This window comes from Collinsella sp. i05-0019-G5 (genome assembly GCF_042851345.1).
In the GTDB taxonomy this organism is placed as follows: domain Bacteria; phylum Actinomycetota; class Coriobacteriia; order Coriobacteriales; family Coriobacteriaceae; genus Collinsella.
Genome location: NZ_AP031421.1, coordinates 783,231 through 797,529, shown reverse-complemented (window position 1 = coordinate 797,529; position 14,299 = coordinate 783,231). Strand labels below are relative to the sequence as shown.

Below are 14,299 nucleotides of genomic sequence, written 5' to 3'. Positions count from 1 at the left end.
CTCCAAGTCACTAGAACGCTTGAAGCCCATTGTAGCGAGATAAAAAGAAAGCCCCAACAAGGGAGCCATCAACGCCGCCGAACGGTAGTCAATAAATAAATTCAGCCCAGTAACCCTGCGGCGTTAAACAAAGGAAGCCCCATCCCCCGGAACTGTTTCCTTGGCGCGACTTCTGGCGAAGCCAGGTGAGCGCAAAGGAAACAGTGTAGGGGGACGGGGCTTCCGGCGGGAAGTTTAGCGACGCTTACGCCTTGTTGACGGAGCCAAACTCCTCCATGAGCTCCTTGGTGCGAACAACGATGTTGTCGCGACCAGGCTTGAGGAGCTTGCGGGGGTCAAAGCCCTTGCCCTGCTGATCCTTGCCAGCCTCGATGTACTCGCGGACGCCCTTGGCGAAGACGAGCTGCAGGTCGGTGTTGACGTTGATCTTGGAGATGCCCAGGGAGATGGCCTTCTTGATCTGATCCTCGGGGATGCCGGTACCACCGTGCAGAACGAGGGGCAGGTCGCCGGTCTGAGCCTTGATCTCGCCCAGACGCTCGAAGGAAAGGCCAGCCCAGTCGGCGGGATACACGCCGTGGATGTTGCCGATGCCGCAGGCGAGGAAGTCGACGCCCAGGTCAGCAATCTGCTTGCACTCAGCGGGGTCAGCGAGCTCGCCGTTGGAGGTCACGCCGTCCTCGGTGCCGCCGATGCCGCCGACCTCGGCCTCGATGGACATGCCCTTGGAGTGGGCAAGCTCAACGAGCTCCTTGGTGCGGTCGAGGTTAAGCTGGAAGGTCTCCTCGTGAGAGCCGTCATACATGATGGACGTGAAGCCGGCCTCGATGCACTTGAAGCAGTCCTCGTAAGAACCGTGATCGAGGTGAAGGGCGACGGGAACGGTAACGCCCGTGGCCTCGACGGCAGCCTTGACCATGTCGGCGCAGACCTTGAAACCGCCCATCCACTTAGCGGCACCAGCGGTGCACTGAAGGATCAGCGGAGACTTGGCCTCCTCGGCGGCCTGGAGAATAGCCAGGGTCCACTCGAGGTTGTTGGTGTTGAAGGCACCGAGAGCGTACTTGCCGGCCTCGGCCTTCTTGAGCATGTCTGCTGCGTTGACGAGCATAAAAGAAACCTCCTGTAAGGTTGCTCCGATAACGCCTGAGATTTTACCACGGCGTACCCGAGCATAAACGTTCGTTTGTTCACGAATATCGTCCAAACAGACTTTTTTTGACCGTTTGCCCTACGGAATCGACCCGTTGGGGAAAAATAGCTTGACGTTTAGACGCTTCTCGTGCTTTAGAAGCTGACTATAAAGCTACACCTGCATGAAAGTGTTCTGCATGAGCTCGCGTGCCATGGTGGTCGAATCGCCATGGCCGGTTAAGCAAACGGTGTCGGGCGGAAGAAGCCGGGCGAGCTTGGAGAGCGAGCGCAGAATCGCCGCCTCGTCTCCGCCGGAAAGATCGGTGCGGCCGTGCCCACCCGGAAACAGGGTGTCGCCCACAAAGGCGATGTTCCCCTGCTCGGTGGCAGCAAACAAGACGATCCCGCCCGGCGTATGCCCTGGTGTCTCGATCACCTGCAGGCAGATATCGCCCACCTCGAGAGCATCGCCCTGGGCGAGCAGGCGCGTCGGCTCCCCAGGGTCGGGCGTCTCAATGCCCCACATAGCTCGCTGTTCCTCGATGTTCGCATGCGGCACCGCCACATCCTTAGCACACAGCTCATACTGACAGCCCTCGCCAACGGTGGTTCGCACGCCGGCAACACCACCAACATGATCGGCATGGCCATGAGTGCATACGGCGCCAAGCATGCGTACGCCGGGATGCTTGGCTCGAATATGCTCTACCAAGCGCTCGCCTTCCCATGCGGGGTCGATAATCACACACTCATTGTCCGAAATAACAGCATAGCTATTGGTCTGAATGGGACCGTTTACGAGCGTCTCGATCTCGACCGATCCCTTGGGAGTTACATCCAAGGACACACCACTCATGTCCCTCTCCTCTCTATAGAACTCGAGGCATCAAACGATGCCTCGAGTGTAGCGAATATCGATAATGTGGCACGTTCGTCGCGACTAAACGCGGCGCTTAAGCTGGGCTCCACCCTCGCCGGGCATCAGGCGGCGCGCGTCGTAGACCGAGTCAACGCTGCTGATGGAGGCTAGCAGCGGATCCAGCCCACTCGCGTCCGAGATCTCGACCATAAAGCGTAGGGTTGCAATACCCTCGCGGTTGGTCGACGTGGCGGCAGAAAGGATATTGCCGCCCGCATCGCCAATGGCAATGGTGACATCCTTGAGCAGGCCCATGCGGTCCAGGCACTCGACCACGATCTCGACCTGGAAGAGGGTGTCGGCAGCGCCGTCCCACTCCACTTCGATCATGCGCTCGGGATGCTCCATAAGACCCTTGACGTTGGGGCAGTTGGCGCGATGCACCGAAACGCCACGACCGCGCGTGATGAAGCCGACGATATCGTCGCCCGTCACCGGATTACAGCAATGCGCCAGACGGACCAGCAGTCCGCTGTTGCTCTCGCCCTTGACGATAATGCCGTTGCTGGCGCTCTTGCCACGCTTTTGCGGCTTGCGGTTGGAGCCGCGGGCCGGCTGTTTCACGACCTCGGCGATAGCCTCGGCCTTGGTGACCTGTTCCTCGGGCTTGGGGTCCAAGATTTGCTCGACCTTGTTACCCACAGCGCGCGGGGCAACCTTGCCGGCGCCGACGGCGGCAAACAGGTCCTCAAGCTGCTTGTAGTTAAACTGCTCCGCCACGGCGTTGAGCGCACGCGTGGATCGCGGCGTAGAGATGCCATACCCGCGCTTGCGCAGGTCCTTGGCCAGTATATCGCGGCCGGCAGCAGCGTCATCGTCTTTGGTCGCGGCGGCGAAATAACGGCGAATCTTTGACTTGGCCGAAGGAGTCTTAACGATCTTGAGCCAATCACGCGACGGCTTGGAACTCTTGTTGGTCAGGATTTCAACGCGGTCGCCCGTCTTGATTTCGTGCGTGAGCGGGGCCACCGCACCGTTGATCTTAGCGCCGACGCAGTGGTTGCCCACCTCGGTGTGAACGGCGTAGGCAAAGTCGAGCGGCGTGGAGCCGGCACGAAGCGCCATGACCTCGCCCTTGGGTGTAAAGACAAAGATCTCCTGATCGAACAGATCAACCTTCAGCGAGTGCAGGTATTCCTTGGCGTCCGTAATCTCATCAGACGCTGCCCAATCGAGCGAATGTTTGAGCCAGTTAATCTGGTCGTCCAGACGCTGGGCATCATTGGTCTTAGACGCAGACGATCCGCCCGACTTCTTATAGAGCCAGTGGGCGGCAATGCCGTACTCGGCCTGCTCATGCATCTCATAGGTTCGAATCTGAATCTCGAGCGGGCGGGCCGTGGGGCCGATAACCGTCGTGTGGAGCGACTGGTAGTTATTAACCTTGGGCATGGCGATATAGTCTTTAAAGCGACCGGGCATGGGGTGCCACAGTGTATGCACCGCGCCGAGCGTGGAGTAGCAATCGCGCACCGAATGCGTGATGACGCGCAGTGCCACCAGGTCGTAGATCTCGGAGAACTCCTTGCCCTTGCGCTTCATCTTTTGGTAGATGGACCAATAGTGCTTGGAGCGGCCATTGATCTGGAAGCCCTCCAGGCCGATGCGGTTGAGCTCGTCGGTGAGCGTCTTGATGGTCTCGGCCAGATAGCGCTCACGGACCTCACGAGACTCCGCCACCATGCGCGCGATGCGCTGGTAGGCGTCGGGCTCAAGGTAGAAGAAGGACAGGTCCTCGAGCTCCCACTTAATAGAGCTCATGCCCAGACGGTCGGCCAGGGGCGCATACACGTCCATGGTCTCGCGAGCCTTAAACAGGCGACGGTCCTCACGCAGGGCTGCAAGGGTGCGCATGTTGTGCAGACGGTCGGCAAGTTTGACGATAATGACGCGGATGTCCTTGGACATGGCGAGGAACATCTTGCGCAGCGTAAGCGCCTGCTTCTCGTCCATGCTATCGACTTCGATGTTGGTGAGCTTGGTCACGCCATCGACGAGCTCGGCAACCGTATCGCCAAACAGGCCGGACACATCGGCGAGCGAGGTCTCGGTATCCTCGACGGTATCGTGCAGCAGCGCGGCGCACACCACATCGCAGTCCATCTTGAGATCGGCCAAAATGATGGCCACCTCGACGGGATGGTTGATGTACATCTCACCCGAACGGCGCTTTTGGTTGCAGTGCTTCTCGGCAGCAAAGCAATAGGCCTGCTCCACCTTGGAGAAGTCGTCCTCATTCATATATTTGAGGCACAGGCGCTCCAGCTTGTCGTAGCTGTCCGCCATAATCTCGGGCGGCAGCTCATCGGCATGCTTATAGTGCTCCATCTCCGAGAACGGTTGGAGGGTGGAATCATGGGCGGTACGGGCTGCGGCATCCATCGAGGTCCCCTTCCCCTAGGCCCGCGGTACGATCGGGCGGTTAACTTTGGCTAGCATATCAGAAGCGCACGAATCAAGCGCCCAACTCCGGAAAGCCGAGAACTCCATGCGCGAGCGCAAGCCCTCCAAATAGCGGATTGACCTGCTCAATTGCACACGGCCGGGGTTTTCGGCCATCGCAATGCGACGGGTGTCATCAAACCCCGAAACGCGACAGAAGCCAAGCTCTTCGAAGATTCCCAGACCGCTTGCCACCGAGCGCTCGTCAACCGGCGTGCGGGCATCGATGGCAAGGCACATCTGCGCGATGTCGATATCGCTCGCACTAAATGAGTCGGCTCCGGTCTTGCCGCGGTTGGAGCGCCACATAGTCTGCAGCGCGCGATAGAGCGTGACGAGCTCGTCGCGCTCGGGCGCGTAGCAGTCGAGCAGGCGCTCGTTAATGCGAGCGTCACGCGACGAATAGAGCAGGTGAATCACGGCAGGTTGCCCGTCGCGACCGGCGCGTCCGCTCATCTGGTTGAACTCAATGCTGCCAAACGGCATGTGATAGAGCACGACATGGCGGATATCGGGCAGGTTCACGCCCTCACCAAAGGCAGAGGTCGAAACGATGCAACTGAGGCTTCCGTCACGAAACGCTTCCTCCACGCGGCGACGATCGGAGCGCGCAAGCCCCGCGTTATAGAATGCGATGCGGGTCGCGCAATCGGGTACCCGCTTGCGCAGCGTCTTAGCAAGCGCCACGGACTGGTCGCGCGAGTTGACGTAGATGACGGTCTTCTCCCCCGTAGCCACGATTGACACCAGGCGGTTCTCGCGGCTCGCAAGGTCCCGGTCATCCTCGAGCCGCAAGTTCTCGCGCACCGTCTCGTCGACCACTGTACGGGTAATCGGTAGCACGCGGGCGAGCTCGGCCACAACCGGAGCCGTTGCGGTGGCAGTCGCGGCCAGAACGACCGGGTCACCCAGGGCCTTGAGGATATCGGGCATGTCGAGATAGGCACTGCGGTCGCCGCCCTTGGCAAGACCGGCATGATGCGCCTCATCGATAACGACAAACCCGATACGCCCCGAGCGCGCAAAGCGATCACGGTGAATAGACAGGAACTCAGGCGTCGTGAGCACGATGCCGGTGCGGCCCGAAGCCAAGCCGGCAAACACGTCATCGCGCGCCGCCTCCACGGTCTCGCCGGTCAACACGCCCACGCCAATGCCGAGCGCAGCCATCGTCGACGAGAGGTGATAGGCCTGGTCAGCAACGAGCGCACGCAGCGGATAGACAAAGATGCTCGCACGCCCACGAAGGACCGCCTCGCGCGCGGCGTGCACATGGAAGATGAGCGACTTGCCACGCCCCGTCCCCATAACAGCCAAAACGCTCTGGTGGTCGGCGAGGGCGTCGAGTGCCTCGACCTGCGCGCGATGTGGCTGGTTCGAGCCGATAAAGCTATGGATAAGCGAGCGCGTGAGCTCGGTATAAGAAAGCTGGGCGAGCGTCTCGCGTTTACGCGACTCCAGACGCAGGCCAGAATCCGCCGGCTGCACGCCGCGGCGAAGCTCACATGCCGGATCGTCGATATTGGGCGCCGCGGTATCGCGCACCAAGACATCTTTGATCATGAGCTTGGGCTTCACACGTCCCTGCCAATGCTCGGCCACTGCCTCGAACACCAGGTCGACGGCGCTATCGCAATTGATGAGCTTATCGATCTGCGGCACGCGGAACATAATGGCCGGCACACTCGCAGCGCCATCGGTCGCCACGAAGCGCATGTGCTCGCCGGTTTTGCCCACCACGGCGCGATCGCACATTGTCACGCCCTCGGCCGCCAACAGCGGCACCTTGTTGCCCTGGCCAAACGGCTCAAGACGGGAGATTTGCTCGATGGTCTCGATATTTAGCTCGGAGAGGTCAACGGTGGCGGCAACCTCGTCGGTGTCCTCAAAGTCCTCGGCGGGAAGCTCGGACAGCACGGCGGAAAGGCGACGGCGGAACTCGTCGAGCTTGGACGCCTCGATGGTCACGCCCACCGCACCCGCATGCCCGCCGCGACGAATCAGCAGATCCGAGCAGCGCTCGACAGCGTCGAACAGGTTGACCTTGCCCACCGAGCGACCCGAACCGCGAGCGATACCGTCTTCGATCGAGAACAGCAGCGCCGGCACGTGATAACGGTTGGTCAGGCGGCTCGCTACGATACCCTTGACGCCCTCGTGCCAGCCCTCGCCACCCACGACGATTGCGCGACCGCCATCATAGGTCTCCTCGACCTTTGCCATGGCATCGCGCGTGAGCTCCGCCTCGATCTCGCGACGCTGACGGTTAATCTCCTCGAGCTCGGCCGCCAGCGCGCTTGCCTCGATGGGATCGCGGGCAAGCAGCAGGTCGAGCGCCAGCTTGGGATCGGCCATGCGGCCGGCGGCGTTCAAGCGGGGAATGAGCGAAAACGACAGGCCATCGGCCGTAATACTAGAGAGGTCGGCCTTGGCGAGCGCGGCCAGCGCGATATAGCCGGGGCGGGCGGTCACGCGCATCTGCTGGATGCCCTCGGCGACCAGCGCGCGGTTCTCGGGCGTCAGCGGCATCATGTCGGACACGGTACCCAGCGCCGCGACCTCGATCAGCGAACGCCAATACGACGGCTTGCCCAGACGCTCGCCCAGGACCTGCACCAGCTTGAGCGCCACACCGGCACCGGCAAGCTCGCGCGAGGGACCCTCGTCCTCGAGCTTTGGGTCGGTCAGGGGCACGCCCTGCGGCACCTGGTCGGACGGCTCGTGATGGTCCGTGACCACCAATTCGATCCCCAGGCTCTCCAGATAGGAAACCTCTTCCTTGGCGGCAATGCCGTTATCGACGGTCACGATCAGCTGGGGGCGAGCGAGCTCGTTAACGCGGTCGAGTGCCGCGCGCGAAAGACCGTAGCCCTCATCAAAGCGATGCGGAATAAACGGCGTGACATCGGCGCCAAACGTGCGCAGCGCCTCGGTCAACAGGCAGGTCGACGTAATGCCGTCAACGTCAAAATCGCCAAAGACTGCAATGTGCTCGTGGTTGCGAATAGCGCGCTCAACGCGGTCGGCAACGACCGACATGCCCGGGATAATGAGTGGGTCGGCCCAGTCGCGATCGAGCGAAGGCGTCAAAAACAATTGGCCCTCTTTGATGGAGCCAATGCCGTGCGCGACCATAATGCGCGCCACCAGCCCAGGAATGCCCAGACCAGCCGAAAGTTCCTTTTCGAGCTCGGGATTTTGCTGAGCGACCGCCCAGCGATGCGTCGTCTTAAGCGATGACATAGGCACCCACCCCCGATAGGGGCAGGTCGCCGCGATACCTCTCACGGTTCATAGCGATGAGTCCTCTGTGTATGCCCGCTTCGGCAGGCAGATCTGTTGAACGGATTTATTATACCGTGCAGCGCGGACGCAAAACGCCGCGGTGCGCCGCGGTTTCGGCAAACGATGGCGGTAATGCCCTCGAAACAATCGAGCGTTTCAGCCGCACGGACACATACGAGCGTCTAGCATATCCATACAAACAAGTTCGCGGATAAAGGGAGTCGCGGGGCATATGAAGCAATGGGCTGGACTGGGGAAGTTCCTCGCGGGGCACATGCAGATCATCGTTCCGATTTGTGTGGCGCTCGGCGTGCTCTTTCCTCAACAGATCGGCGTTCTCAAGCCCATTGTTCCCGCCCTCTTCGCCTTTATGACGTTTCAGGGTGCGCTCAGCAACACCTTTCACCAGGTAGCCGAGGTGTTCCACCGTCCGCTGCACCTGATTCTGGCGTTGTTGGTCTCGGCGGCGCTTATTCCCATCGCGGCCTATGCCATGGGATCGTTGTTCTTTGGTTCCAACCCCAACCTTGTCTGCGGCATCGTGCTCGAATACAGTGTGCCCGTGGCAGTCACCGCTTTTATGTGGATCAGCATGTTCGGCGGCAACGGCCCGCTCGCGCTCACCATCATCCTGACGTCCTCGGTCATCTCCCCTGTGACGATTCCGCTTACGCTCAAGCTCCTGCTGGGCGCCACCGTCTCGATCGACGTGCCGAGCATGATGCAGAACATGGCCTTTATGATCGCCATCCCCGCTGTGCTCGGCATCGTGATCAACGAGCTCACGCGCGGCTGGGGGCACGAGAAACTCTCCCCCGCGCTCTCGCCCGCCTGCAAGTTCATGATGATGGGCGTTATCGCCTCCAACTCCACCGCCATGAGCGAGTACGTGCTGCACATGAACGCGGTGCGCTTGGAAGTCGCCCTCTTTATTTTGGTCTTCGCCATCAGCGGCTTTGTCGTCGGCATTCTGGTCGCCCGCGCGCTGCATCTGCCATATAGCGAAACGACCACCATGTGCTTTACCTGCGGCATGCGCAATATCTCTTCGGGCGCCGTCATCGCCACGCAATACTTTCCGGGCGAAGTTGTGTTTCCCGTCATGTGTGGAACGTTGTTTCAGCAGGTGCTCGCCTCGCTTATCGGACACTTCTTTGAGCGTCTGACCGGCGAGGAGCGCGCCGCCCAGCGCAAGCGGGTCGAGGCCGGCCGCGATGCAATGGCGCGCTAAACCGTCCGCAGTGTGCGGGCGCTCACTTTACGATGTGAGCGCCTCCAGATGTGCGCGGAATCGCTCCGCATCGACATCGAGCGTGGTCTCAGCATTGACCTGAGCCAGCCGATACCCGACAAAGTAGGGTGAAACCACCCAGCGCGGAAGCGCCTTGGCAATGGTCCGGCCGTCCATGTGGTAGAAGAACAAGTTGTACGACTCTGCGCGACCACCATGGTGCTCGTTCAGGATATAGCGCAGAGCTACCTGAATCGCATCGGCGAAGAGGTCCGTCTCGGCTTGGTCTCGCGCGCCATCGCTGGCGGCGATTCCCTGCGGGGCTGAAACATTGACCTCAAAGAACCCCATAATCGGTTCGGTTGAGATGTTGACCGCAACCCTTCCCCTCTGCCAAACATCGATGCCTTCAAAGTTGGCTGAGGTCAGCGCCGCATAGCCGTCCTCCTGTTCCAAGCCCACAATCTGCATGTGTGGATGGACGAGGCTGCCGCCCGAAAGCGGACCCTTGTTCTTGTACATGAGCACGCTTCGATACTGCTGCGAATCGATCATCTGCTGCCAGCAATCCAGAGCAAACCTCATCACATGGTGGAGTTCATCCGGCTTATAGGTCACCAGGTCGGCATCGTGATCGGCCGACTCGATCAGCACGGTTTGACGGGTGGCGCGCAGGGTCTTGAACTTATTCTCGAGCCAGATGCAGTCACCGTCGCGCTGGATGATGTTGGTGAGCCCCTCCGTGTTGCAAAAGGGACACGCGGTACCGGGGCGACGGTTGTCGTCGGGCTTGCCGCTCGCCTGCTGAACATCGAATACCAGCGCCACGGGTTATACCTCCAGCGGCACGATCTTGGTGCCATGGAGCTCGGAGACGTCTAGCGCCGCCGCGACCGCGTCGCGATTTGCCGTAGTGATGCCGCCGCCGGGAAGGATGGTCAAACGATCACCCGCATACTCGATTAAACGAGCCAGGTGATCGAAATTATCCTCGATCGACGTACCGGCAGCGCCGCCATGCGTGAGGATGCGCGTAACGCCGCAGTCGGCAAGTGTATCAATCGCATCGAGCTGAGCCTCGGGCGAGAGCTGGTCAAATGCCATGTGGAAGGTGATGTCGATGGGCTCACGCTTACATTCCTCGGTCGCGCAGCCCGCAGCCATCACGAGGGCGCCAAGCGTAAGTTCGTCGAGCGCCCATCCGCCAGCGCAGGGCTTGCAGCAGCCAAAGACCAAGCCGTCAACGCCGGCGCTTACGGCAAGGCCCAGGTCCATCTCCATCATACGCAGCTCGTCCTGGTCGTAGTGAAAGTCGCCGCCACGCGGGCGAATCATGCACATCACCCGTGCATCGTGCTCGTGGACATAGTTGGTCGTAGCGCTGATAACGCCGGCCGAAGGCGTGGTGCCACCAACGGCAAGGTTGTCGCACAGCTCGATACGCCTTGCACCGGCATCGATAGCCGCCGGCACCCGCTCAAAGTTCTCGGCACAAAACTCGTACAGCATAGATAGACCCCCAAAGACAGCAGATGTTTTCCGACGGGCATTGTCACACATCCCCATGAAGTTGCGGTGGAATAGGGACTCTTTTGGCCTCTGGAGCCCGTATTCAGTCCCTATTTCACCGCAACTTAAAAAGGGGCGCTGACTGAGATAGTCAGCGCCCCTTTTGTTAGGTGGGTTAGCCTCCGAGGTAGGCTTTGCGGACGTTGTCGTCATGCAGGAGCTCTTGGCCGGTGCCGGTCATGGTGATCTTGCCGGTCTCGAGCACGTAACCGCGTGTGGCGATGGAAAGCGCCATCTGCGCGTTTTGCTCGACCAGAAGCACCGTGGCGCCGGCCTTGTGCAGGTCCTCGACAATCTGGAAGATCTGTTCGATCAGAATCGGTGCCAGACCCATGGAAGGTTCGTCGAGCATGAGCAGCTTGGGATTACTCATAAGGGCGCGGCCCATAACGAGCATCTGCTGCTCGCCGCCCGAAAGGGTGCCGGCGACCTGGCGACGGCGCTCCTTCAGGCGCGGGAACTGCTCGTAGACGCGCTCAAGGCCCGGAGCAACCGTGGACTTGGGCTGCGTGTAGGCGCCCATCTCCAGGTTCTCCTCGACCGTCATCTGCAAAAAGGCGCGACGGCCCTCGGGCACCTGGGCCAGGCCCTTACCAACCAGCTTATCGGCGGGCGTATGAGTAATGTCCTCGCCCATAAACTTGATGGAGCCGGTCTTGGAGCGCAGCAGGCCCGAGACGGTCTTGAGCGTTGTGGACTTGCCGGCACCGTTCGCACCGATCAGAGCCACGATCTCGCCCTCGTTGACGTTAAAGGAGATGTCCTTGATGGCGTGGATGGCGCCGTACCAGACGTTGATGTTGTAGACGGAAAGCATCGGCTCTGCCATTTAGTTCTCCCCCTTATCCTGCTTGCCCAGATATGCCTCGATAACGGCGTCGTTGTTCTGGATTTCCTCTGCCGTGCCCTTGGCGATGACCTTACCAAAGTTGAGCACGCAGATACCCTCGCAAATATTCATGACGAGCGACATGTCGTGCTCGATAAGCATGATGGCGATACCAAAGGTGTCGCGAATCTTAACGATGTTCTCCATGAGTTCCGCGGTCTCGGACGGGTTCATGCCGGCGGCAGGCTCGTCGAGCAGCAGCAGTTTGGGGTTGGTGGCAAGCGCGCGGACGATCTCCAGACGACGCTGAGCGCCGTAAGGCAGCGATCCGGCCTGCTCGTTTGCCAGATGCTCCATATCAAAGATGGACAGCAGCTCCATGGCGCGCTCGTGGGCGGCCTTCTCGTGCTTCCAATACGTCGGCAGGCGCAGCACGCCCTCAAAGCCGGAGTAACGCTCCTGGTTATGCAGACCGACCTTAACGTTATCCTCCACCGTCATGGTGTTGAACAGGCGAATGTTCTGGAAGGTACGGGCAATACCCATGCGGTTGACCTGATAGACCGACTTGCCCGAGGTATCCTCTCCGTCGAGCAGGATGGTGCCGTGCGTGGGCTGATACACCTTGGTGAGCAGGTTGAAGACCGTGGTCTTACCGGCACCGTTGGGGCCGATCAGACCGGCGATCTCGGTCTTGCCGATAGTCAGGCTAAAGTCGTCGACTGCCTTAAGGCCACCGAACTCAATGCCCAGGTGGATGCACTCGAGTGCAGGGCGCTCGCCCAGGTCACGATCGGGAACGATGGCGCCAGAAGGATACGGGACCATCTTGCCCTTCTTGAACTCAAATTTACTGGGCATCGGCTGCCACCTCCTTCTTGGAAGCAAAGCGATCCTTAATGCGTGCGAAGAACGCCTTGAGCTGCGGGTTGTTGGTAAAGATCATGACCAGGATCAGCACGATAGCGTAAATGAGCATACGGTAGTCCGAGAACTGACGGAGCAGCTCGGGAAGCACCGTGAGCAGCGCCGCCGCGATGACGGAGCCGCGCATATTGCCCAGACCGCCCAGGACCACGAACACCAGAATGAGGATGGACGTGTTGAAGTCGAACTTGGTGGCGGAGAGCTGCGAGAAGTTACCGCCGAAGAGGGCTCCGGCAGCACCGGCGAGGGCAGCGGAAACCACGAAGGCGATCATGCGGTACTCGGTGACGGAGATGCCTACGGACTCGGCTGCAATCTTGTTATCGCGCACGGCCATAATGGCACGGCCGGTACGGCTGCGAACCAGGTTGAGCACGATCACGAGTGCGACCATGACCAGGATGGCACCGGCGAGGAAGGTCGAGTACGTCGACACGCCCGAGGCGCCCTGGGCGCCCTTGATGATGGCGGTGCCGTCCTCGAGCAGGTGCAGGTCGTCGATCGTAGAGTTGCCCGTGATGTTAAAGATCACGTGCAGGCCGCGCGAGTCGACACCCACGATAAGGCAAGTGACGATCTCTTTGATGATCTCGCCAAAAGCCAGGGTCACGATGGCCAGATAGTCGCCGCTCAGGCGCAGGACCGGGATACCGATCAAGAAGCCCAAGACGGCAGCGGCGATAGCGCCGACCACGATGCTGATGACAAGGCGCACCGGATCGGAGGGAACGGCGCTCTCGAGGGCGACCGCGGTGACGATTCCCGTATAGGCGCCGACGCTCATAAAGCCCGCATGGCCCAGCGACAGGTCGCCCGCGATGCCGACGACAAGGTTGAGGGAAATGGCCATGACGATGTAGGCCGTAATGGGAACCAACTGACCGGCGATCATGCGCGGAATCATGTGGTTCGACTGCATAAAGAACACGATGGCGAAGGCCACGATGCACATGGCATACGTAACAAAGTCGTGACGCGTCTGCTTATCTTTAAGAAACTTCATAACGCTCACCTACACCTTCTCGGGGACGTACTTGCCCAAGAGGCCGGCAGGCTTGACGAGCAGGACGATGATCAAAACACCAAAGACGATGGAGTTGGCAAGGCTCGTGGAAATGTAGGCCTGCGCCATCGCCTCGATGATGCCGATGAGAATGCCACCGACAAAGGCGCCGGGGATGGAACCGATGCCACCGAAGACGGCGGCGTCGAAGGCCTTGATGCCAGGCATGGCGCCCGTCGTAGGCTGCAGCACCGGCGAGTAGGAGCACAGCAGCACGCCGGCGATGGCGGCAAGGGCAGAGCCGATGGCAAACGTCATCGAGATGGTGCGGTTGACGTTGATGCCCATGAGCTGAGCGGCGTCCTTGTCCTCGGACACGGCACGCATGGCCTTACCCATCTTGGTCTTACCTGTAAAGAACATCAGGCCGGCCATGATAACCAGGCAGGCGACGATGGTGACGAGCGAGACGGCGCTTACGTTGAACTTGGCCAAGAACTCCGGCACCTGGAAGGTGACGAGCGAAGTGAAGTTCTTGGGCGTGGCGCCCCACAGAAGCTGCGCGGCGTTCTGCAGGAAGTAAGACACGCCGATAGCCGTGATCAGAACGGCCAGCGGGCCCGCCTGACGCAGCGGCTTGTATGCCAGACCCTCGATGAGAACACCGAGAACGGTACAGACCACACAAGAGAGAACTACAGATGCCCAGCCCGGGAGGCCGAGATACGACGTGGCGCAGAACGAGACATAGGCACCGACCATGATAACGTCGCCGTGAGCGAAGTTCAGCATCTTGGCGATACCGTAGACCATGGTGTAGCCCAACGCGATGATGGCGTAGACGCTGCCCATGGACAGGCCGTTGACCAGGTATTGGATAAAGACCGTCATGTTCCACATCCCCCTTTCGAATAGGTTTCCAGTTGATGTATGAAACAGGGACGTTACATCGTCCCTAGA

At 60.3% G+C, this 14,299-nt stretch carries 11 protein-coding genes; 1 reads left to right on the top strand and 10 read right to left on the bottom strand.

Annotation, left to right across the window (positions count from 1 at the left end; translation table 11 throughout):
* Positions 1–244 precede the first annotated feature (244 nt).
* The 4 genes from fba to recJ all read right to left on the bottom strand — a co-directional run bounded on the left by fba (position 245) and on the right by recJ (position 7,738).
* The gene (gene fba, locus ACGHIZ_RS03540; protein ID WP_270226836.1) at positions 245–1,111 is read right to left on the bottom strand and encodes a class II fructose-1,6-bisphosphate aldolase; all 867 of its coding nucleotides are present in this window, start codon (positions 1,109–1,111) and stop codon (positions 245–247) included.
* A 195-nt stretch (positions 1,112–1,306) separates the two neighbouring features.
* Positions 1,307–1,990, bottom strand: a complete 684-nt coding sequence (locus ACGHIZ_RS03535; RefSeq protein ID WP_195246505.1) for an MBL fold metallo-hydrolase — start codon at positions 1,988–1,990, stop codon at positions 1,307–1,309.
* Positions 1,991–2,074: 84 nt separating this feature from the next.
* On the bottom strand, positions 2,075–4,435 hold the full coding sequence (locus tag ACGHIZ_RS03530) for a bifunctional (p)ppGpp synthetase/guanosine-3',5'-bis(diphosphate) 3'-pyrophosphohydrolase (RefSeq protein ID WP_238022544.1): 2,361 nt from the start codon (positions 4,433–4,435) through the stop codon (positions 2,075–2,077).
* 15 nt (positions 4,436–4,450) lie between these two features.
* The gene (recJ, locus tag ACGHIZ_RS03525; RefSeq protein ID WP_195246501.1) at positions 4,451–7,738 is read right to left on the bottom strand and encodes a single-stranded-DNA-specific exonuclease RecJ; all 3,288 of its coding nucleotides are present in this window, start codon (positions 7,736–7,738) and stop codon (positions 4,451–4,453) included.
* 316 nt (positions 7,739–8,054) lie between these two features.
* Here recJ and ACGHIZ_RS03520 point away from each other — a divergent pair, with 316 nt between their 5' ends.
* On the top strand, positions 8,055–9,011 hold the full coding sequence (locus tag ACGHIZ_RS03520) for a bile acid:sodium symporter family protein (protein WP_238022542.1): 957 nt from the start codon (positions 8,055–8,057) through the stop codon (positions 9,009–9,011).
* 27 nt (positions 9,012–9,038) lie between these two features.
* Here the strand turns inward: ACGHIZ_RS03520 and ACGHIZ_RS03515 are convergent, their stop codons facing one another.
* The 6 genes from ACGHIZ_RS03515 to ACGHIZ_RS03490 all read right to left on the bottom strand — a co-directional run bounded on the left by ACGHIZ_RS03515 (position 9,039) and on the right by ACGHIZ_RS03490 (position 14,230).
* Positions 9,039–9,839, bottom strand: a complete 801-nt coding sequence (locus tag ACGHIZ_RS03515) for a DUF4931 domain-containing protein (protein ID WP_161145022.1) — start codon at positions 9,837–9,839, stop codon at positions 9,039–9,041.
* Between the two features lie 3 nt (positions 9,840–9,842).
* Positions 9,843–10,520 carry a copper homeostasis protein CutC gene (locus tag ACGHIZ_RS03510; RefSeq protein ID WP_161145021.1) on the bottom strand — a complete coding sequence of 226 codons (678 nt, stop codon included), beginning with the start codon at positions 10,518–10,520 and terminating at the stop codon, positions 9,843–9,845.
* 175 nt (positions 10,521–10,695) lie between these two features.
* Positions 10,696–11,397, bottom strand: coding sequence for an ABC transporter ATP-binding protein (locus ACGHIZ_RS03505; RefSeq protein ID WP_390449862.1), 702 nt, complete (start codon positions 11,395–11,397; stop codon positions 10,696–10,698).
* Between the two features lie 12 nt (positions 11,398–11,409).
* Entirely contained in the window at positions 11,410–12,270 is an 861-nt protein-coding gene (locus tag ACGHIZ_RS03500; protein WP_055310550.1) for an ABC transporter ATP-binding protein, read from the bottom strand.
* On the bottom strand, positions 12,260–13,339 hold the full coding sequence (locus ACGHIZ_RS03495) for a branched-chain amino acid ABC transporter permease (protein ID WP_138375196.1): 1,080 nt from the start codon (positions 13,337–13,339) through the stop codon (positions 12,260–12,262). Before ACGHIZ_RS03495 ends, ACGHIZ_RS03500 begins: the two co-directional genes overlap by 11 nt.
* Before the next feature lie 9 nt (positions 13,340–13,348).
* Positions 13,349–14,230: a branched-chain amino acid ABC transporter permease gene (locus ACGHIZ_RS03490; protein ID WP_390449210.1), complete on the bottom strand. Its 882-nt coding sequence runs from the start codon at positions 14,228–14,230 to the stop codon at positions 13,349–13,351.
* Between the last annotated feature and the right edge of the window lie 69 nt (positions 14,231–14,299).

Excerpts from the sequence above, each read along its gene's own strand:
- ACGHIZ_RS03495 (WP_138375196.1), bottom strand. The coding sequence starts at position 13,339 with ATGAAGTTTCTTAAAGATAAGCAGACGCGTCACGACTTTGTTACGTAT.
- fba (WP_270226836.1), bottom strand. The coding sequence starts at position 1,111 with ATGCTCGTCAACGCAGCAGACATGCTCAAGAAGGCCGAGGCCGGCAAG.
- ACGHIZ_RS03530 (WP_238022544.1), bottom strand. The coding sequence starts at position 4,435 with ATGGATGCCGCAGCCCGTACCGCCCATGATTCCACCCTCCAACCGTTC.
- ACGHIZ_RS03520 (WP_238022542.1), top strand. The coding sequence starts at position 8,055 with ATGCAGATCATCGTTCCGATTTGTGTGGCGCTCGGCGTGCTCTTTCCT.
- ACGHIZ_RS03510 (WP_161145021.1), bottom strand. The coding sequence starts at position 10,520 with ATGCTGTACGAGTTTTGTGCCGAGAACTTTGAGCGGGTGCCGGCGGCT.
- ACGHIZ_RS03505 (WP_390449862.1), bottom strand. The coding sequence starts at position 11,397 with ATGCTTTCCGTCTACAACATCAACGTCTGGTACGGCGCCATCCACGCC.
- ACGHIZ_RS03500 (WP_055310550.1), bottom strand. The coding sequence starts at position 12,270 with ATGCCCAGTAAATTTGAGTTCAAGAAGGGCAAGATGGTCCCGTATCCT.
- ACGHIZ_RS03535 (WP_195246505.1), bottom strand. The coding sequence starts at position 1,990 with ATGAGTGGTGTGTCCTTGGATGTAACTCCCAAGGGATCGGTCGAGATC.
- ACGHIZ_RS03490 (WP_390449210.1), bottom strand. The coding sequence starts at position 14,230 with ATGACGGTCTTTATCCAATACCTGGTCAACGGCCTGTCCATGGGCAGC.
- recJ (WP_195246501.1), bottom strand. The coding sequence starts at position 7,738 with ATGTCATCGCTTAAGACGACGCATCGCTGGGCGGTCGCTCAGCAAAAT.